Origin of the sequence: Sporosarcina sp. P2 (assembly GCF_002743255.1) — a bacterium.
Lineage (GTDB): Bacteria > Bacillota > Bacilli > Bacillales_A > Planococcaceae > Sporosarcina.
This window is the reverse complement of record NZ_PDYY01000011.1, coordinates 99940-118920: the sequence shown is the minus strand read 5'-3', so window position 1 is coordinate 118920 and position 18981 is coordinate 99940. Positions and strand designations below refer to the sequence as shown.

Below are 18981 nucleotides of genomic sequence, written 5' to 3'. Positions count from 1 at the left end.
ATGCTTTTCTTTATTAATGAGCTTGATGCCATTTTTTCTTTTCACTCGCATAGACGACCGCTGCCGGTGCTGCGATAAACGTAAGCGCCGCCATTCCAGCGAACATACCCGCCAGTTCTTTACTTCCAAAGGAAAATCCAGTTGCTGCACCTAATACAATTCCTGCTAATACCGCCAACGCAACAATCTTATACATGTTAGACCCCCGACCTTTCATTTGTAAGACGCGATCGTCTCTCTGATTTATTCGTTGCTTTTATCATACTCTCATTGAGAACCTTTTTCAAGTACAATTGAGAATCTTTTTCAATGTTTGTTAACATGTACTATTATCGTATGTTGTAAGCAGTAGTTTAATGTGCAAGAAACAAAAAAACGTCAAGGCTTTTACACCCTGACGTTCAAATTTTTTATTCTTCTAGTAGTTTTAATGATTCACGATTAAAGGCTGGAATATCATCAGGTGTACGGCTTGTTACAAGTTGATTCTGACAGACTACGACTTCTTTGTCAGCGTATTTTGCACCCGCATACTCCATGTCTACGCGAATGGACGTATATCCCGTTGCATCGCGTCCTTCAAGTGATTTTGCTGTTATGAGCAATTGTGGACCATGACAAATTGCAAATACAGGTTTTTTTGCATCCATAAATTCTTTGACAAACTTTACGAAACGATCATCTGCACGTAAAATATCCGGTGAAAATCCACCTGGAATAAACAATGCGTCATAATCTGACGATTTGACGTCAGCAATTGCTCTATCAATTTTCACTTTAGTATTTTCTTTCATACCCGTTACTTCTGATCCTGCTTCCGCACCGATCACTTCTACTTCATGTCCAGCTTCTTTATAAGCAGCAGCTGGTTTCAAGTATTCCGAGTCCTCGAACATATCTCCAAGTACTGTTGCAATTTTAGCCATAATGCTTACCACTCCTTATATGATGTTCTATAAATACTATTCCACATTATAAAGAGACTAAACATTATCACCCGTGATCTAGTTCCCCTTCAGCCGCCAAGTAAGTTATCATATTACTAGTTAATAAATATCTTTGTAGCTGAGTAGAGTCCTCCCCTACTCGTATAATTATGTCTACATGGGGGCACATATATAGTACAGAGCTGTATGTAGGGATGACTTCTTAAAAACGAATGAACAGGTTTTTTAACCGTAAATACTAAATAAAGGGGATGAATGTTGTTGGGGGTACACCAATACTTTAAAAGCTTATCTGATTTAGAACAAATTATTCGTTGTCCTGGAAAGTTCAAATTTCAAGAGCATTCTGTCGCTAGCCATTCATTTAAAGTGACAAAAATTGCCCAGTTTCTTGGGACTGTCGAAGAGGAATCTGGGCAGAATGTGGATTGGAAAAGCCTATATGAAAAAGCATTAAACCATGATTACGCAGAACTATTCACAGGGGATATTAAGACACCTGTAAAATACGCTTCGAAAGAATTGAAGAAGCTATTCGGTGAAGTGGAAGAGGAAATGACAAGAAAGTTTATTGAAAAAGAATTTCCTACTGAATTTCAAGCTATATATTTGGAACGATTGAAAGAAGGTAAGGATAAAACATTGGAGGGACGTATCTTATCCGTTGCTGATAAAATTGATTTGCTGTACGAATCATTTGGTGAGATCCAAAAGGATAATCCAGAGCCATTGTTTATAGAAATTTACGAAGAAGCATTAAGGACAATACTGATGTTTCAAGACATGAACTGTGTAGAATACTTTTTAAAACATATACTTACAGATATGCTCAGTGAACGATTTACTGAACATAATGAGTTAACTGACATTACAATGCGAATAATAGAGGAACAGGAAGAGTAAAAGATATTTACAACCGAAGAAGTTAGAATTAGAGCATTTAAACTGAGTACATCGCTTCTACATCAATCAATAAATTAAGTGTTTCAGTTCAGAAGAACTTAGTTTTTTCTCCTCCTGGCCATGGGGAATGAAAATCTGATGTTCTGCCCTATTAATCTGAATGAGCATTTCTATGACACTTTTAATCAAAAATGCTCATTCTTTGATCGGGGCCTCCAGATTGCCCCCGCTTATTGCGGATGATAATGCGTGACCTTAAAAGCGAGTGTTACCACATGTAAGACATACTTGAGATAAGCGTAATATATTTCGCACTCACTCCCTTTTTCAACACAACCAGCAAGAACTTTAGTGCCGCCACTTTTATAATAGCAACGCAAAGTCGTTTCTCTAAAAGAATATCCCTATAATAACTAATATGGCGATAATAATACCACCGACTTGCCCGATTACTGCAGATGAAATGATAGGTTTCTTTTGAAATATATCAATGAGCTCAATATCCTCACGAAGTTGTTTTACCTCTTTACGAAGTTCATCCACTTCCTGATTCAACGTACTGATTTCCTCTGTCTGTCTTGTAACTAGCTGTTGCTTTTCTGAGTTGTTTTCATGCTGTTCCATACATGATCACTCCTTGTCTTTTCATTTCTATACGTTGTATCATACGTTTTAGTTTCAAAAAACAGAAGAACTTTCCATTGCTTTTCCGCTATTCCGGGTGTAAGATAAATCTACAAGCTGTATTGTTCGTATGACATTAAGTTTTAACCTTTAAGCTGTAAAAGGGAGTTTATTACGAAACGGAAATGGCATGCTGGATTCCTTTTTAGCAATCCAGACGTACAGGAACGTTTTCCGCAAACACCCACTTTGAGGAGTGGTGGTTTAAAACTTTCTATGACTAAGTACGGCAAACACGGCTTACATAAACAAATGCAAACTCTTCTATCTTGGATGGAAGGGTTTTTTTTTATGCAAAATGACTTGAAAAGCAAAGGCCAACTTTTTTCAACTACTATCTTCTTAAGAAAGTATTTCGCTATCAGACGACAATTTTCTTTTACATATGCGTTAAAAAAATGATCACATGCCTTTACACATTTCTTTACTACATCTAGTGCATTGGCGTATTTTTAATATCAAGCTACTAGCACTGTTTCCTTATTCATTGAAAGCATTTTCCTTTCTACGTTATACTATAAACTAATTATAAAAAGAAAAAGATGAGGTGTTTAAATTGAAATTATTTAAATGGACAGGGCCACTGGAGGAATCAGGTAACTTACCAGAAGAAGCACGTGCTTCACTAATGAATAATGATGAAGAAGTGCTTGTACTGCAAGAACAGGAAACAACTCTAGACAATGCAATCGAATACGATGTTTTGGATCAAAGCGGAGATCTTCCATCTGGGCGTTTCGCTGTATTAAACAATATTCCAGTAACTGAAGAAGGAAGAGAGATTTTTGAACAACGCTTTAATAATCGCGCACGTCTAATAGAGGCAGAACCAGGATTCGTAGCGATACGCGTATTGCGACCCGTACACTCTGGCACATATGTGATTTTGACTATGTGGGAAGACGAAGAATCCTTCAAAAATTGGCAAGAATCACAGGCTTACGGAAAAGCGCATGCGAAACGCGGCACGGAAGATGGTGTCGATCAACGTCCTAATATCTTCTCGGGACCTTCATTTGTTACGACTTATAAAAAATAAGTATAAATAAGCGATATTTGCAAAGACTACTCTTGAAGTGAAAATAATGATGAGGAGAGTGTTTTTGTGGGTATTTTAGATGGTAATCCAAAAGATCAACCTATGCATTACGGTGAAATCACTGCTATCTGGGCGTTTATGGGTGCAAATAACGGTCTGATCAGTGGCTATGAGGCTTTCGTCAATCACGCAGAAGATGAGGATCTTATTCGTCTACTTGAAGAAGCAATTAAGATGATGAAGGCTGAAAATAAAGAGTTCGGTAAAGTACTGAAAGCAAATGGCATCACACCACCACCTGCACTTCCGGAAAGACCGAAAGCAAATGCTGAAGATATTCCTGCAGGCGCACGCTTTATGGACCCTGAAATCAGCGGCGCTATTTCTATTAATGTTGGACAAGGACTCGTTTCTTGTAGTATGGCTATGGGTCAATGTCTACGTGAAGACGTTGCAGCCATGTTTGCAAAGTGTCACATGGAGAAAGTTGCATTTGGTGCCAAGTTGCTGAGCTTGAATAAATCAAAAGGTTGGATTATCCCTCCGCCATTGCATTTAAACTGATTATCACATAACTTCACCGAGCGTGTATATGCTCGATGAAGTTTTTTCTTATTATGAATAGGTTCTGTGGTTGTGCTCATTCTAACTATGGGAGAAATCATATCATCATAAGGAAGGATGAGTATACACATGAAGAATCGTAAGCCTAAGAAGAAAACAACAAGAACAACCTGTATAGTATCAGCGACTCCAGCGGCTAGATAGTACGGAGTTTGGTGAGGAGTTTACCTTCGATCAGAAATGCAGGCAACCCGCTAACCTAGAAAACCAAGAGAGACGTAATCATAAAAGGTAAAAAGACCTTCATAAAACCTAGTAGAACAACGTCATCCCATACTGTAATGACGTTGTTCTACTAATTATTCTATTGTTCCTGTTCCTTGTAGTTTGACTTCCACAGTAACTTTAAATTCTATATCGGGGTATGCTTTTTGCCACGCAGTAAATAGATCTTCTGTATACAACCGTGTAGTACGGTAATGTAAACCAAAGCCAAATGGGTCTAGATTCTCCTCTTGCATTTTAATTAGAAAGTGCAGGATTTTTTGTTTCACTTCTTTTGAGGCCAATCGATTATACTCATCCAACTTGGCAATAGATAAATCTTTATTGGATTCACCTATAATTCCTTTCATCACAATATGCATATCTATCGCACGTGGCGCTTCGCTTCCTTCCCTCGATACAAATTGATAGGTCATTTTACTTTGGCTAATGTTCAATAATAACTCGAGGCTTCCTTTTTTGACTAGATAGGTAAGTCCTGTTGAATTTTTCAATAATGAATTGAAGTATTTCGTTTCAATAGTTGACAAAACAGTGGGATCTTCTCTCCCATCAACTACTACAGAATGATTTACTATTAATTCATCACCTTTTTCATTCGTCTCAATTAATGGTAGAACAGGATTAATACCATCTGCGAGTATATCTCTTCGCAATTGAAACAAAAAAGTCGTCACGACATACGGACTATCATTCGCTGTTGCTCCAAAAAAGTTGATTAAAGCAACTGATGCTGGCGCTTCAGTTTTGGGCTCGACTTTTAGAATAGTTTCGGCAGAAGGTCTGGCCCCTGCAACATATGAGATTAATTGGATATCACCGCGTCGAATAAAATAATCCATAAAAGTTTGCATATCATTTCTCAGAAGTTTTTCATGAACAATAATTGTTTTCATATGACCAAGTTCTAACACCTTGTCTATATGTGTCTCCAGCATACGAATCGCTTCGCCTATTGAATGTCCTTCACGTGAAAGGTACGCAAAACTCGGCTTAGCGGAATCTTTAATAGCGCCAAAGGGCAAAGCCACCTTCACTGTTACTTTATATCCATTTTCTACATTTTCCGCAGGATCAATCCCAATCGCAGACACAAAAAGGCGTTTATCTATATCTTTAAAAGCACAGCCATATTGTATTAACATACCACTGATGCATAAAACCATCAGAAACCATTTACTTAATGAGAGGAATTTCAAACCTTCGCCCTCCTATTCACTACAAGCATAAGAACCATCAGACCAATTAATATAATGGGTATTGAATTAAAGTAATACTTACTATAGAGAAATAGATCGTATTCGGTTACTTTTAATGTTGTATAGATTGCAATGGACCAGAATACTACAACCACTATTCCAAGGCTGATTTTTTCACGCAACTTTATTTTCAATTGTTCTATACCAAACGCACTCTGAAATAATTTACAAGCGACATGCCAATGAATTGTAATATTTAAAAAGGCAATCGCTAACAATAGTAGCAAAAAGATAAATATTACGCGCTCAATTACCCCGAACTTCATTCGAATAGAGTCACTAGTCAGAATCCATGGGTACAGGATACTTTCCACTTGATCAAATCCTAAAACGCCAATTGGTATAAAGTAAGTAGTGAAAATCGCAAATGCTCCCAAAATAAATATTATTAGTGCTTGTTTAATACCGAAAGTCATTTTTTTCTTTAGGAGCGAGTTGAAAATTATGATATCAAAAGCTCCAACGAATAAATACGTCACCGTAGAAAACACTGTATAATCCGGTGGGTTATCGATAAAAGTCATCGCAATCGCCACATGATTCCAACTGACCTGTTCAGAAAAATAGAGTTTGACTACGTAATATGCAGCAACAGGAAACGACAAAACAAACACCAATTCAAGTGTAAATAATATATTTCGACTTTGCATGATTACTCCAAAAGTAATCACCGGTATGAACATCGCAATTATTAAATAAACAGACATTTCAGGTGTTATAAATCGTAAAAGAATATCTATATATGTAATCAGTGTCTGCATACCTGAAACATACCAAACAATTCCCAGGATAAATAATGTAGGAATTGCTATCCACTTCGATAAATATAGCGATAAAATGTGTGGTAAACTCTTCCCTGGAAATGCTTTAAAGAAAGTGATTAATACCCAGTTGATAAATACCCCAAAAAACAGTGCGATGATCATCGTGACAATCGCCCCTTCTTCACTTTTTCCGAATAAGATTCTTGGACTGGAAGCAATAAGATTGGCAATCATGTTGGATATGAGTAAAAAATAGACAAACCTGCTCATGAATCATCCGCCTCTAATTCTTCTCGTCTATTCTTCCAAAACATTCGTAAATACGGCTCTCCGAAACTGTCTTTGTTTACCAAATACAACAACAGTCCAAGCATTCCAAGCATCATACCTGCAATACCAAACAACGTCGTATATACCAATAGTAAAAAACGGCAGACTCGAACAGCATAATTCATTTCACTGATTGGGATAACAAATGTGGAAATCGCTACAAGTGAGACGACGATGACCATGATGTTCGAAGTCAATGCAGCTTCTACTGCCGCGGTTCCAAGAATTAATCCTCCAACTGTTGTAGCCGTAGCGCTTATGCTATTGGGCAACCGCATACTAGCTTCTGTCAGTAGTTCGATAAATATCAACATGAAAAACACTTCAATAAATGATGGGTACGGAACACCAATCCTGCTCGCTGCCACTGTTAGCGCAAGTTCAGATCTGAGGACTTCCGGTGTATACGATGTGACGCCAACATATATAGCTGGCAGCATAATACATGTAAACAATCCCGCATATCGAAGAAATCGTATAAGCGTTACTACCCAAAAGGAATAATATGCATCTTCCATCGATAGCATAAAATCAAAGAATGTTGTAGGAGCAATAATTGCGTGTGGGCTTCCATCTACTAAGATAATGACTTTTCCACCCGCCATATTATGAAGAATTCGATCCGGTCGCTCAGTCAGAAGACTCGTTGGAAACAAGCTGTATTTTTTATTGTTTAAGTAATATTGTAAGTCTCCACTTGCTTGAACCAGCTCTACATCCAATGTGAGAATGCGAGCTCTTATTTTCTTCAGTAGATGAGGTTTTACTTTTTCTCCATCGTAAATTAATGCAATATCGCGATTTGATATATCTTCCAATTGGATTGGTTCAATTATCAAGGACGGCTTGTGATAACGTTGCCGCATTAGATTAATATTCGTCTCTATACTCTCACTAAGTCCGAGTTGAGGACCGTGAATTGTAGGTTCCATAATGGCTTCTTGCACTGCATTGGCAGCTACCACTTTTAACTCAAGTAACGTTATTTGCTTGTCAATCATGACAAAAACATTACCCTTCGTAATTTCTATAAGAACCTCTTCATCTCCAGTTGGCATCTTGGTTTCATAAGGTAATGAAAAAATATACTCCGCAAAGTTCTGATCTGCTGACATCTCATAGAAAGGTTTTACGACAATTTCTTGTAGTTGCATAATATCCACTACACTTTTCAAATATAGCAAATGCACGATTCGATCTTTACTTTTTAAGGTTTTTTTCACTATATCCGAAGTGGGTTCCAATCGTTTAGCCAAACGTGTAAAGTATGCAGGTGGTTCTGTATGACTGGTTGTTTCATCCATACTCATCACTTCTTTCTCATCGAACAAGTTAGTTGTTAGTTTGTCCAATGAATGGAAGTTTAATCATAACTGAGGAGGAATACTCCTCCACAATTAAATTTTCAAATAGTGTTTTATTAGATGCCAAATGGGTTATGGTATACAGAGGACTACATTTTTTGAAGCTATGAAAGGAGGATTCCCTATGAACTTAGCAGCAATTGGAGTACCTGGCTTAATCATTATTTTAGTAATTATATTAATTTTGTTTGGCCCCCGAAAATTACCTGAAATTGGTTCGGCAGTAGGAAAAACATTATCTGAATTCAAAAAATCGGCAAAAGACATCATGGATGACGATGATGAGCCTAAGAAGATAGAAGTGCAACAAGTTGATGCTAAAGATCAAGTGAAGTAATATTCTATACGTGAAAAAGCCAACCACTAATGTGATTGGCTTTTTCATGTATGATTCTATGCAGATTAAGGTACAATCAGATACAGCATGAAAGACAGTATTTGCTGATTTATCCTATTCACTTCATTTCGGTACGTGCTTGCTTAATACTGGAAGAGTTTGTATTAGTAAAAGTTTCATTAAGCATCTCACTGTACCTCCAACATCTTCAATTAGAGTTGCCATCAAGCCATACGGGTTATCGAGAGTCATGGCGAATGTTGATATGTACAGAATCTACTAACTCCCAAAATTGGGATGTTGCTTTGGAAACTTGTTCATTCTTTGTCTTAATCATGACTGGTTCAACACGAAAATCAAATTGCTTTAATTCATAAATCTTCAATTGGTCCATTGGTACCGCATATGCTACACGTGGAATAATAGAAAATCCTAAACCTTTACTAACCATTGCGATAACAGTTGTCAGATCTTTGCTTTCCATTACAATATTAGGAGTAGTATGCGCTTCTTCAAAAGCTTTTAGGATCTTTTCATAGTAAGAGTGTCCTTCCATGGCAGCAAGCATAATAAAAGGATGCTTGGCGAGATCATGAAATGTAACGTCCTCGGACGAAAAAACATTTCCCCAGCTGCGCGGACTTACCACCACGTATTCCTGTTGTTTTAACTCTAATACATCACAATGTGCACTATTTTCTAGTCGTAATAACAAAGCCACTTCAATTTCTTTATGATCCAGCTTCTTTAACAATTCCTCGGAACTTCCTTTTTCAATGCTGATTTTGATATCCGGAAACTGTTTACGATATATACTGATGTAGTCGACAAGCAAATTCAAGCAGGCAGACGAAACTCCAATACGTAATGTGCCTGCACTGCCACTTTCAATTTCCTCAATTTCTTTCTTAACATCTTCCATGCTACGCAATAACCTTTTTGCATATTGGTACAGGATGTGCCCTGTTTCTGTCAGCTCCCATTTTTGTCGATAGCGGTGAATCAATGTTGTGCCAAGCTCAGTCTCCAGCCTTTTTAATTGTTGACTGAGTGGCGGTTGAGCAATGTGTAGTATGAGCGCTGCTTTCGAAATACTTTCTTGGTCTACAATCTCCTTAAAATAATACAACTGTTTAATATCCATGATTCTCACTCCGTTATAAACTATTTAATATGTCGTCTTTCATTATTATATATTATTTATATCTCTCTTTACGTGATAAAATTAATTGAATCACATATCGAAAGCAGAGGTTTTCGTCCAGATGAATAATATTTCCAAACGACTTACCCTATATGTAATAGGTTTATTTTTATTATCTCTGGGCGTTAGTTTCTCTATCCAGGCTAACCTTGGAGTTTCTCCTGTTTCATCACTAGCTTACGCGATCTCCCTTACGTCGGGTTTGACAATCGGGATCACGACAATACTTGCAAACATCTTATTCATTTTGGCACAGATTCTATTGAATAAAAAACATATCGGATTACGTGAATTTGTTGTTCAGTTAATTATTGTATTTCTATTTGGTCTGTTCATGGATGTTACATTAGCCATTGTGCAGATACTTCCTACACCTGACACATTAGTAGGTAAATATCTATTCCTTTTCATAAGTTTATATATTATATCTGCTGGATTGTTAGCCTATTTTTCAGCAGGATTGCCTTTAATGCCTTATGATGTACTAACCTATGTTGTAAGTGAACATTTTAATATGAAATTTGGCAAAGCGAAAATATCCAGTGATTTACTAAACGTCGCACTTGCGGGTATCATTTGCTTAGTATTTCTTCAATCGCTAGGAGCTATTGGGATTGGAACCATTCTAGCCGCATACTTTATCGGGAAAATCCTTGGCAAGATGATGCCGCGATTCCAGCCATTACTTCAGAGCTGGGTGTATAAAAGTAAAGAGGATGTAACGATAGAAGAAAAAGAAGGAGTTGAACCTATTCAACAACAATTTCCATAAACAAGAGGAGATGTTAAAAGTCATAATGAATACGGCTTTAACATCTCCTTTTCCTATCATTGAATGCTATTATCTATACTTACTGTTAGCCCAATCATTCTCCATGACAGATTTAGTTCTTATACACCAATTTAAACGTTTCACAAACTACTGGAATTTCATGATGGAAATCTTGATTAACTTCTTTTAATTCATTCGTGAAAAACTTTTCATGAACTTCTTGCCAATAATGCAATGAACGATCCCCTTCACCTTCCAAATATGCATGTTGTTCCGTCACTTCATTGAAAGGCACTACTTTTACTGCTATATTTTCTACGACTGCGACCGCTATTCCATTGCCATCGAGAATAATATTGTGAAGACCTACCATTGGTAACGGTTCATTTTCTAATTCATAGAGCGTGTAGTTAGAAGAAGTCGCCGTTTTAGTTCCCTCTACTACCAATAAAGCAAGTTCATCCGCCATTTGTTTTGAATTACCAAATGACCAAGCTACGTACTGTTCAGGCGCATCGGGATGTGTACTTTTGAATTCTTCCCATACCCGCTCAATTGACTCTTTACTAATATATTCTTTCCACGCAGTAATTCCGCCTTCCAATACCGTAACATCGTAATCTCTACTAGAAAGGATGTTAGCACATTTAGTTGCAGAATTTCCTGTTGTACACGTAATAATCATTTCTCTATTCTTCGGCAACTGTGGGAGCACATTCTCCACTTCATCATCTAACATAAAGATTTCCGTTTTCGGCACGTTTATATCCTCCACCGTGTTAGCTTCGATATGGAATTGATTATATTTATCCTCAGCACGTACATCTACTAGTACAAGTGCTTGTTCAGTTTGTATCTTCCTGAATAATTCCTCTGCAGTAATCATTTTAACCATAAACAAATCCAACCCCTAACTCTACTATGATACTTCTCATTATAGCTGTAATTAACTATTGTTTGTTATGGCAAGACGTTTTATATAGATGAATATATTTTTGGACAATAAAAAGATAGGTATCCTCCAAGAAAAGTAATTAGAGAACGTCCTATCTATTAGTAGTATGGAACACTAAGTTACATATTATACATGATTTTAAAAAATACTCAGTCAAACCGGGTTGACTGAGTATTTTTATGCATTCACTTGTACAGGATCATGCCATGGATAGTTATTCGTTAAAACTGAAGCTAAGTCTTTGCTTTGCTGTTTACGCATTCTACGGATCTCTGCGCGCTGTGGTGCAGTTTCATGTAAATATTTTTCTTCTTCGGTTTCTGGAATGACACGCGGAACAGTCAATGGCTTTTTATTCTCATCCAATGCAACAAATGTTAACAATGAGGTGGCTGCAATTTTACAATTACCAGTTGCCAAATCTTCCGCAATCACTTTCACGAAAATCTCCATGGAAGATTTTCCAGTCCAAGTCACATATGACTCAAAGCAGACTGAATCGGAAGGACGGATTGGATACAGAAAGTCTACGGAATCCATAGATGCCGTCACACAGTCTGCTCTGCTGTGTCGAGCTGCTGAAATCGATGCAATTTGATCAATATCGCTCATTAAACGTCCGCCAAACAATGTATTATGGTTGTTTACATCGTTTGGAAATACTCTGCTCGTTCGTACGACCCTTGATTCCCGACACTGCTTTTCTAGTTTCATTGTAAATATGGCCTCCTCCAAGATATGAACCAAATTACTCTATAATTAATTTGAAAAGTCAAACAATTATTTTTTTGTATATCATCTTAATATACTCTTCGTTCACAGAACTGTCAAGAAAGTTTTTTCACACTTTTTGAATTACCTCTTCATACTTTCATGCAGCAACGGAATATCTTTTTCCTCTAGCAACCCTAAACTGATCAAGCCTTTCATAATACCATCTTCTGAACAAGATGCAGTCACGTGATCCGCTACTTCTTTTAATTCGGGTATAGCATTTTCCATTGCTACCCCAATACCTACTGTCTCGATCATTTGCATATCATTGGCACCATCTCCAAATGCATAACTGTTTTCAACAGGGATATCCATATGTTCAAGCATTTTTTGTATACCGATGGCCTTAGAAGCCCCTTCAGGCAACATATCTACGGAGTTTTCATCCCACCTAATAAAGGAATAATCCTTGAATAACTCCATATACTTTTCAGTTTCCTTTGGAGTAGAGTAAATTTGCACTTGATTCACAACAGAATGAGAATATACGTTAGGATCTACAGGTGGGTACGGTATTTTTAAACGTGCAGTTCCTTCCTGAACAAGAGGATGTTCTTCGACGTTCGACACGAACGATTCAAACGTGGAGTATGTCAATCCATGTCCTTGTTTATGCGCAAGTTCGGTAAGTTGTTGTATAACTTCTGGCTTCATAGGATTCGAGTAAATTACTTCCCCTTCCAGTACCACATGCTGCCCGTTCATGGAAACATAGGAATCAAATGAAAGTTCTTCTAGCAACCATTTGAACATAAGTGGAGCTCTACCAGTACAAATTACAGTGTATATGCCTTTGTCGCGTAGTGCCTTAAGAGATTGTTTCGTCGATTCTAAAATTGTTTTGTCATGGTTCATTAATGTTCCATCTAAATCAAAAAACACTATTTTTTTATCTTGATTCACTTTGTAAACCCCTTTCATTTCTCGTTGTCTATCTCGTAGTTTATCAATTACTGATCACATATGCCTTGAAGTTGCTCGAAAGTTCAATATACATGTGCTAAAACTAAAAAAATGCTATTTGATATTTTCATAATAGCCGGTTATTCTTTTTCTACAGTATATTTATTTAGAAGTACTAGATGGAGGTTATGGGCATTTACTTACTGGATGGCCCGAAGCAGCTTTATCACCAATGCGTCAACTGTCTATGTTGAGCAGGATTCACGATTTAGTTAGTGAAGACTCACAGTTTATAATTGCAACACATTCCCCAATTCTACTATCCTTTGCTGGTGCAATAATCCTCGAATTCACAGATGAAGGTGTGCAAGAAACACCGCTGGAAGAAACAAGTCACTACCAAATCATGAAGCAGTTTTTTGATGATAAGGAGCGTATGTTACATTATTTGCTAAAGTAAATGAATTGGATGAAAAAGCGATTATTTCCGAGGAAATAATCGCTTTTTGTCATTCCTTATTTTCTTTTTTTACTTGTTCTCTTGCTTCCTTCTTTATTTCTTCTACTTGTTCTTCAGCTTTTTTTGCTGCATCATTAGCTAATTTCGCTGAACTCTTATCTTTATCATCTTTAGGTGTATCTGCATAACTCTTTGTCATTTTCCACACTCCTGTCTGATTAAGTAACTTTATTATTCCCCAGATTCATGAAATAAAAACACACGTTTTTAATTACCTGTTTTTTCATGATACAATAAGGGTAGAATTTAGGAAAGGTGGACTACTTGTGTCTAAGAAATTGGCTATCTATTTGTCCATGCTTGTCATCGGCTTCACATTTTTATTTTTAGCGGTCTTTCTCGATTTACCTGAAAAATTAAAGTGGCTGTTTTTAGCGATCGCAATTATATTAAATGTTACATGTGCTATAGCTGCTATGAGAATTGGATTGAAAGAAATGAAACCAACTAAAAAGTAAATACTTTTTTGCAGAAAGAAGTGCTACCTATGAAGCGTTCTGCTAGTTTCCGAAATAGATATACTTGCTCTCACACGAGCTCATTTAATTAAATGGGCAAAGAAAAAGAGTAAAGATAAGAACCCATTTACGAATAGAATAGAATTCCAATGCACTGTATTAAACGGTGTTGGACAGATCCGCAGTTATGCACCAAAAACTCCGCCATTTTCAGAGCAACCTGCATTGATCAACACCTATCTCGTACAACATGATATAGATCAACATAACTTTCAAGTGAAGATGCAAAACGTCTATTCGCCGGATTCATCGCGGTTGAATCTGGTTTTATATTACTCATTTCTTTTTGGAAATATCGTCACTTAGGAAAATAAAAATCAGGGTCTCAGTAGCCTCTGATTTTTTTATTTACTCTATTTCCGTGATCATCCGTTGTTGGATATAACTCTTTAGCCCTTCGACCGAATATACATCCCGCTTTGGAATGATATATGCGCTTACCGTACTCGTATATATGTAGAAATAATCCGTGTCTTCTATCAGTTGTTTCACGCCAGCCCATTGTACGTTTGTTTCACCAACAGCTGTCTGATCTATTATACCTGTTTTATTCATCTTCATAGAGTGTTCTCCAACAAGCCCTTCATTCTTACCGCCCCTAAGCATCTTGCTCACTTGCCGTGTAATATGAAAGTAAAAATACTTTGGATAAAAGATCACCCACAGAATAGCCGTTACTCCAAATGTAGCAAATAACGGACCTTTCGCCATATCTGTAAAAACAGATAAAAAATATGCAAACAGTAAAAATATTAGCGGCGATATATACCGCTGCCATTGCAATGAATTTTTACCGACTTTAGAAGTTTTCACATGATACAAATTAAAGGCTACCACATCTTGTTCCGTTAAATCATACTGGATTTCCATTTATTCCTCCCGCAAGGTGTGCTGTATCATTTAACAGCAAGCAACTTTTCTCTTCTATATTTATTATAGTCAATGAAGTATTATCGATCTTGACTGTATATGTTTCATCTTCCATTAAAGCCACAATGATCCGTTTGATAAAGCTCCCATGACTCACAACGATCAAACGTTGATGTCGATTCTTCTCGATCTGTTCATTCACAAATTCAAGACCTCGCGCTACAACACTTTCCGCCGTTTCAAACTGTAAATCTAATTCCCTCCACTGTGGTCCCCACTTCTGCTGTCGCTCTGATTCCGTCGTTCCTTCAATCAACCCGCCACTACGCTCACGCAGTCGATCATCTTCCACGACTTCAATACCCGACTGCCTAGCAAGTAAATTTGCTGTCTGTCTAGCGCGTGTCATAGGGCTAGTAAAAATGACGTCCCATTCCTCATTTGCCAAGCGCAATGCCAACTTTTTTGCAGTCTCTATGCCTTCTTCATCCAACGGTATATTTGAACTTCCTTGTGCACGCCCTTCTTTATTCCAAGCAGTCACACCATGCCGTACAAAACCAATAATGGTCAAATCAATCCCCCCCTAAATAGTAGGTCTGAAAGATGGCGTTCTTTTGATCCAGATATAATTCAACACTACACCAAGTAATAATACAAATGCACCAAAATAGAACGGATAATCTACATCGATATCAAATAAGGCTCCACCGATGATTGGACCAAATACATTTCCAATACTCGTAAACATCGAGTTCATGCCACCGACAAAGCCCTGTTCATTTCCCGCAATTTTTGACAAATAAGAGGTTGCTGCTGGTCGTATCAAATCAAACCCTACAAAGATAATCATTGTAACGGCCAGTACGGAAAAATAACTTTGAACGAACGTTGTCAGAAAAACTAAAACGGACGAAAAAACTAAACAGAATAAGATTAGACGTTTCTCCCCTATCGTTCTCGCAAGCTTGTCGAATAATACGACTTGTGCAACTGCTCCGACTAACCCGCCTCCTGTAATGATGATCGCAATGTCTTTGGGTGTGAATCCAAACTTATGATCAACGAACAAGCTGAAAATCGATTCAAATGAAGCTAAACCAAAAGATAAAATCAATATAATAATAAAGACAATGAAATAATGACGCGCAAAGATCCGCTTTAATCCCGGTTTAGTTGCGTCCTCCGCTACCGATTCTCGATAACGTTCCGGTTCACGCAATGCAATAAAGGAAAAGATCGCTGCAAACAGAGAGAGTCCCCCCGCAAAGAAGAAAGGAACTCGAGTACCATACATCGCTAGAAATCCGCCAATCCCTGGACCTAATATAAATCCCGTAGATATGGCAGCGGACATAAAGCCTAATGCCTTTGAACGAGTTTCCATTGTTGTAATATCTGCAATAAAGGCAGTAACAGCTGGCATAATGAAAGCCGCACTAATCCCGCCTAGAATCCTGGATGCAAATAATACCGGCAAGGTCTGTCCAATCCCGAACAAGAATTCGGAAGAACTAAAAATGATTAACCCAACGACAATCATTTTTTTTCGACCAACTGTATCTACCCATCTTCCTGAAAAAGGTGAAACAAGCAGTTGGGCCATCGCAAAAGTCGCGAACATATAGCCAACCACTGTACCCGATATATGTAATTCATTCATTAAACTTGGCATAACTGGTATAACTAATCCAATTCCCAAAAATGCTATTAGTAAATTGGTCAGTAGCAGACCTAACGTGATGGTTTCCTTTTTCATCTACTCTCTCCTACGCTCATTCTAAGTTGATATTGGAATATCATAGCAACCACAGAATAAAGTTACAAGAAGAAAAGATTCGGAATTTTAGTGATTTCACCACTTTATTTTCAAGAACTGCTGAACGAGTTGTTGTCGTGCATTTTCATGTAATGGCCAGCTTTCTATTTCAGTCACAATTTGATCACGTGTTCCAAAACCTTTAACGAATCCATTCAATCTTGCCGCAAATGTAGAATGGATCAGCGACTCTGCAGTAGGATATAATGAATGTAACTGCTCCAATACATTCGGATAACGCTTCAAATAATATTTCTGATGGCGGTTCTCAGCTAATGTAAAATGGCCTAATGGGGTGATTTCCGTTTCAATTGGTTCTCCAAGCTTTATCTCCATTTCTCTCTTGACTAAACCGATTATCTGTTTTTGTTGCAGGTTGTGATAGCGCAATGATGAAACATATTGTTGTCCTTTGTATTGATCACGGTTTGGATAATGATTACGCCAAAAATGTAGAAGTATTTCCTCGTAAGAAATACTCGTCGGGTCATAATCAATTTCTATCGTTTCAGTATGATCTTCCATCGTCTGGTATGTTGGCGCTGGCGTAGTTCCGCCTGTGTATCCTACACGTGTTCTAATGACACCTGACAAGCTGCCAAAGCGCGCTTCAGGTCCCCAAAAACATCCCATTCCAAATGTCGCGGTCTCCAACACTCTGTTCTTCGTTAGCTCTTCATCTATTTCAGTAGTGGTTATCATGGCGCTCCCCCCCTTTATGTTCATTGTACTATACTCGTTATTATTCCATAAAAAAACAGAGTCCACTTTTAGAAGGACTCTGTATGAAACGTATCAAGATTTTTTATACTTTTCCCACTCATCTTCTAACATACCGTATACGATTAAATCATGATAATGATTATATAAAAACTCTCCGTCACGAATGACTCCCTCTTTCTTAAATCCTAATCGCTCAGGAACTGCCTGACTTCTCTTATTCTCGGTAGCACATCGGATTTCTACACGGTGTAGATCATACTCTTCAAATGCAAAGTCTACCAGATCAGACACTACCGCAGTCATAATACCTTTTCCTTGATAATCTTGCGCCAGCCAATAGCCAATACTTGTTTGCCTATTTGTATAGTTAACGGAATGGAATCCTGCAAAACCTGCCAAGACTCCTTTATACAGTATACCTGCTTGGAATCCATCTTCTTCAGCGAATTGTTGTAACCACACATTAATGATTGGACCATACTGATCCACATCCGTCATGGAATCAACCCACGGCAACCACTCACGTAAGTATTCCCTTGATCCATCTACAAGAGCGAATAATGCTTCTGCGTCTTTCTGTCCTACCAGTTTCAATGAAATATCCTCTGTCACTTGATGTACAAACATAGCATAGCTCCTTTAATAGCCGTCAATTTATTCCGTGAACATTCACTATACCCTGGCTTTACAGCTGTCGGAAAAACCACCGGAGCTTTTCAGCATAATTAGAAGAGGGTTAGTATATGATATCTTATTTTTCATGAGTATTTTTAATACCTAATTACGTCGCTCTATTCATCACGAATATCTAATCCCAACATGGCAGCAAATTGAATCGCCTGCATAGAGGACACGACACAACCATCCAAATCTTTTATAGATACTGTCATGCTCTCGAATTCTGAAGTGTTGATCTCCACTCCTTTTAGAGGTGTCTCATCAAAGCTTGCAGCATCCAGATTACACTCTATAAAGTATGTCTTTTTTAGTTTACAATCAAAAAAGTCCGCATCTTTCACTTGGCAGGTATCAAACCACACTCTCTCCCACCTTGTATGGGCAAAAGCAGAAAGATTACATATACACTCCTCAAATAACACATCCGTAAATCGCGCATTTGTAAAGTTAACACCCAACATTTTGCAATTATAAAAACTCACACGGTGAATACTAATACCCGTCAAGTCCGCACTAGAGAAATCACAATTTTCAAATCGAACATCTGTAGCAAATAGCTCTGGTAAAATTGCTCCTTGAAAGCTGGAATTCCTAATGAGCATACTTGTTAATTGCGCACGTTCAATTGTTTGCCCATCAATTCGCGAATCGACAATACTTGTGTTATGCAAGAATGGATCCTCTTCGTGAAGCAGGTCTTGTAACTGTCCCGACGCTAAATGCTCGGGTATTTTAGGTTGATTTATTTTCATAAGTAGATCTCCTCCTC

At 37.7% G+C, this 18981-nt stretch carries 24 protein-coding genes and 1 other RNA gene; 8 read left to right on the top strand and 17 right to left on the bottom strand.

Going from position 1 to position 18981, the window contains the following annotated elements; translation table 11 throughout:
- Positions 1-13 precede the first annotated feature (13 nt).
- Both CSV67_RS12465 and CSV67_RS12460 read right to left on the bottom strand, forming a co-directional pair.
- Positions 14-196 carry a hypothetical protein gene (locus CSV67_RS12465; RefSeq protein ID WP_099631915.1) on the bottom strand — a complete coding sequence of 61 codons (183 nt, stop codon included), beginning with the start codon at positions 194-196 and terminating at the stop codon, positions 14-16.
- 214 nt (positions 197-410) lie between these two features.
- Positions 411-926 (bottom strand): type 1 glutamine amidotransferase domain-containing protein, encoded by a 516-nt coding sequence (locus CSV67_RS12460; RefSeq protein ID WP_099631914.1) that lies wholly within the window; start codon positions 924-926, stop codon positions 411-413.
- A 282-nt stretch (positions 927-1208) separates the two neighbouring features.
- On the opposite strand from CSV67_RS12460, the gene CSV67_RS12455 reads away from it, so the two are divergent.
- A complete protein-coding gene (locus CSV67_RS12455) occupies positions 1209-1850 on the top strand; it encodes an HD domain-containing protein (RefSeq protein WP_099631913.1) in 642 nt (213 codons plus the stop codon).
- Between the two features lie 390 nt (positions 1851-2240).
- On the opposite strand, the gene CSV67_RS12450 is transcribed toward CSV67_RS12455, so the two are convergent.
- Positions 2241-2474, bottom strand: a complete 234-nt coding sequence (locus CSV67_RS12450; RefSeq protein WP_099631912.1) for a hypothetical protein — start codon at positions 2472-2474, stop codon at positions 2241-2243.
- A 111-nt stretch (positions 2475-2585) separates the two neighbouring features.
- Here CSV67_RS12450 and ssrS point away from each other — a divergent pair.
- From ssrS to CSV67_RS12435, 3 genes are all read left to right on the top strand, one after another.
- Positions 2586-2780, top strand: a non-coding RNA gene (gene ssrS / locus CSV67_RS12445) — 6S RNA.
- A 310-nt stretch (positions 2781-3090) separates the two neighbouring features.
- Positions 3091-3573 (top strand): antibiotic biosynthesis monooxygenase family protein, encoded by a 483-nt coding sequence (locus CSV67_RS12440; protein WP_304442418.1) that lies wholly within the window; start codon positions 3091-3093, stop codon positions 3571-3573.
- 66 nt (positions 3574-3639) lie between these two features.
- On the top strand, positions 3640-4137 hold the full coding sequence (locus CSV67_RS12435; protein WP_099631911.1) for a DUF3231 family protein: 498 nt from the start codon (positions 3640-3642) through the stop codon (positions 4135-4137).
- Positions 4138-4496: 359 nt separating this feature from the next.
- On the opposite strand, the gene CSV67_RS12430 is transcribed toward CSV67_RS12435, so the two are convergent.
- From CSV67_RS12430 to CSV67_RS12420, 3 genes are read right to left on the bottom strand one after another with little or no spacing between them, the layout of a single operon-like run.
- Entirely contained in the window at positions 4497-5621 is a 1125-nt protein-coding gene (locus CSV67_RS12430) for a Ger(x)C family spore germination protein (RefSeq protein ID WP_099631910.1), read from the bottom strand.
- Positions 5618-6715, bottom strand: a complete 1098-nt coding sequence (locus CSV67_RS12425; RefSeq protein WP_099631909.1) for a GerAB/ArcD/ProY family transporter — start codon at positions 6713-6715, stop codon at positions 5618-5620. The genes CSV67_RS12430 and CSV67_RS12425 overlap by 4 nt, the downstream gene beginning before the upstream one ends.
- Positions 6712-8079, bottom strand: coding sequence for a spore germination protein (locus tag CSV67_RS12420; protein WP_099631936.1), 1368 nt, complete (start codon positions 8077-8079; stop codon positions 6712-6714). Before CSV67_RS12420 ends, CSV67_RS12425 begins: the two co-directional genes overlap by 4 nt.
- Before the next feature lie 184 nt (positions 8080-8263).
- On the opposite strand from CSV67_RS12420, the gene tatA reads away from it, so the two are divergent.
- Positions 8264-8476, top strand: coding sequence for a twin-arginine translocase TatA/TatE family subunit (tatA, locus tag CSV67_RS12415; RefSeq protein ID WP_099631908.1), 213 nt, complete (start codon positions 8264-8266; stop codon positions 8474-8476).
- A gap of 238 nt (positions 8477-8714) precedes the next feature.
- Here tatA and CSV67_RS12410 read toward each other — a convergent pair whose 3' ends face one another.
- The gene (locus CSV67_RS12410; protein ID WP_099631907.1) at positions 8715-9620 is read right to left on the bottom strand and encodes a LysR family transcriptional regulator; all 906 of its coding nucleotides are present in this window, start codon (positions 9618-9620) and stop codon (positions 8715-8717) included.
- 121 nt (positions 9621-9741) lie between these two features.
- On the opposite strand from CSV67_RS12410, the gene CSV67_RS12405 reads away from it, so the two are divergent.
- Positions 9742-10452 (top strand): YczE/YyaS/YitT family protein, encoded by a 711-nt coding sequence (locus CSV67_RS12405; RefSeq protein ID WP_099631906.1) that lies wholly within the window; start codon positions 9742-9744, stop codon positions 10450-10452.
- Positions 10453-10564: 112 nt separating this feature from the next.
- Here CSV67_RS12405 and CSV67_RS17130 read toward each other — a convergent pair whose 3' ends face one another.
- From CSV67_RS17130 to CSV67_RS12390, 3 genes are all read right to left on the bottom strand, one after another.
- Positions 10565-11347 carry an ASCH domain-containing protein gene (locus CSV67_RS17130; protein ID WP_369803179.1) on the bottom strand — a complete coding sequence of 261 codons (783 nt, stop codon included), beginning with the start codon at positions 11345-11347 and terminating at the stop codon, positions 10565-10567.
- A 237-nt stretch (positions 11348-11584) separates the two neighbouring features.
- Positions 11585-12121, bottom strand: coding sequence for an acyl-CoA thioesterase (locus tag CSV67_RS12395; RefSeq protein WP_099631905.1), 537 nt, complete (start codon positions 12119-12121; stop codon positions 11585-11587).
- Between the two features lie 141 nt (positions 12122-12262).
- The gene (locus CSV67_RS12390) at positions 12263-13084 is read right to left on the bottom strand and encodes a Cof-type HAD-IIB family hydrolase (protein ID WP_233192610.1); all 822 of its coding nucleotides are present in this window, start codon (positions 13082-13084) and stop codon (positions 12263-12265) included.
- 247 nt (positions 13085-13331) lie between these two features.
- Between CSV67_RS12390 and CSV67_RS12385 the strand changes: the two genes are divergently transcribed.
- Positions 13332-13544, top strand: a complete 213-nt coding sequence (locus tag CSV67_RS12385; protein ID WP_369803178.1) for a hypothetical protein — start codon at positions 13332-13334, stop codon at positions 13542-13544.
- Positions 13545-13593: 49 nt separating this feature from the next.
- Here the strand turns inward: CSV67_RS12385 and CSV67_RS16690 are convergent, their stop codons facing one another.
- Complete coding sequence (locus CSV67_RS16690; RefSeq protein WP_158231669.1) at positions 13594-13743, bottom strand: hypothetical protein; 150 nt, start codon at positions 13741-13743, stop codon at positions 13594-13596.
- 127 nt (positions 13744-13870) lie between these two features.
- On the opposite strand from CSV67_RS16690, the gene CSV67_RS12380 reads away from it, so the two are divergent.
- On the top strand, positions 13871-14062 hold the full coding sequence (locus CSV67_RS12380; protein ID WP_099631903.1) for a hypothetical protein: 192 nt from the start codon (positions 13871-13873) through the stop codon (positions 14060-14062).
- Positions 14063-14470: 408 nt separating this feature from the next.
- Here the strand turns inward: CSV67_RS12380 and CSV67_RS12375 are convergent, their stop codons facing one another.
- The 6 genes from CSV67_RS12375 to CSV67_RS12350 form a co-directional block, all read right to left on the bottom strand.
- Entirely contained in the window at positions 14471-14992 is a 522-nt protein-coding gene (locus CSV67_RS12375; protein ID WP_099631902.1) for a YcxB family protein, read from the bottom strand.
- Entirely contained in the window at positions 14976-15566 is a 591-nt protein-coding gene (locus tag CSV67_RS12370) for a histidine phosphatase family protein (protein ID WP_099631901.1), read from the bottom strand. The genes CSV67_RS12375 and CSV67_RS12370 overlap by 17 nt, the downstream gene beginning before the upstream one ends.
- Positions 15567-15578: 12 nt before the next feature.
- Positions 15579-16751: an MFS transporter gene (locus CSV67_RS12365; RefSeq protein ID WP_099631900.1), complete on the bottom strand. Its 1173-nt coding sequence runs from the start codon at positions 16749-16751 to the stop codon at positions 15579-15581.
- 96 nt (positions 16752-16847) lie between these two features.
- Positions 16848-17513, bottom strand: coding sequence for a peptide-methionine (S)-S-oxide reductase MsrA (gene msrA / locus CSV67_RS12360; protein ID WP_099631899.1), 666 nt, complete (start codon positions 17511-17513; stop codon positions 16848-16850).
- A gap of 93 nt (positions 17514-17606) precedes the next feature.
- Positions 17607-18161: a GNAT family N-acetyltransferase gene (locus CSV67_RS12355; RefSeq protein WP_099631898.1), complete on the bottom strand. Its 555-nt coding sequence runs from the start codon at positions 18159-18161 to the stop codon at positions 17607-17609.
- Positions 18162-18325: 164 nt separating this feature from the next.
- Entirely contained in the window at positions 18326-18964 is a 639-nt protein-coding gene (locus CSV67_RS12350; RefSeq protein ID WP_099631897.1) for a pentapeptide repeat-containing protein, read from the bottom strand.
- Positions 18965-18981 lie beyond the last annotated feature (17 nt).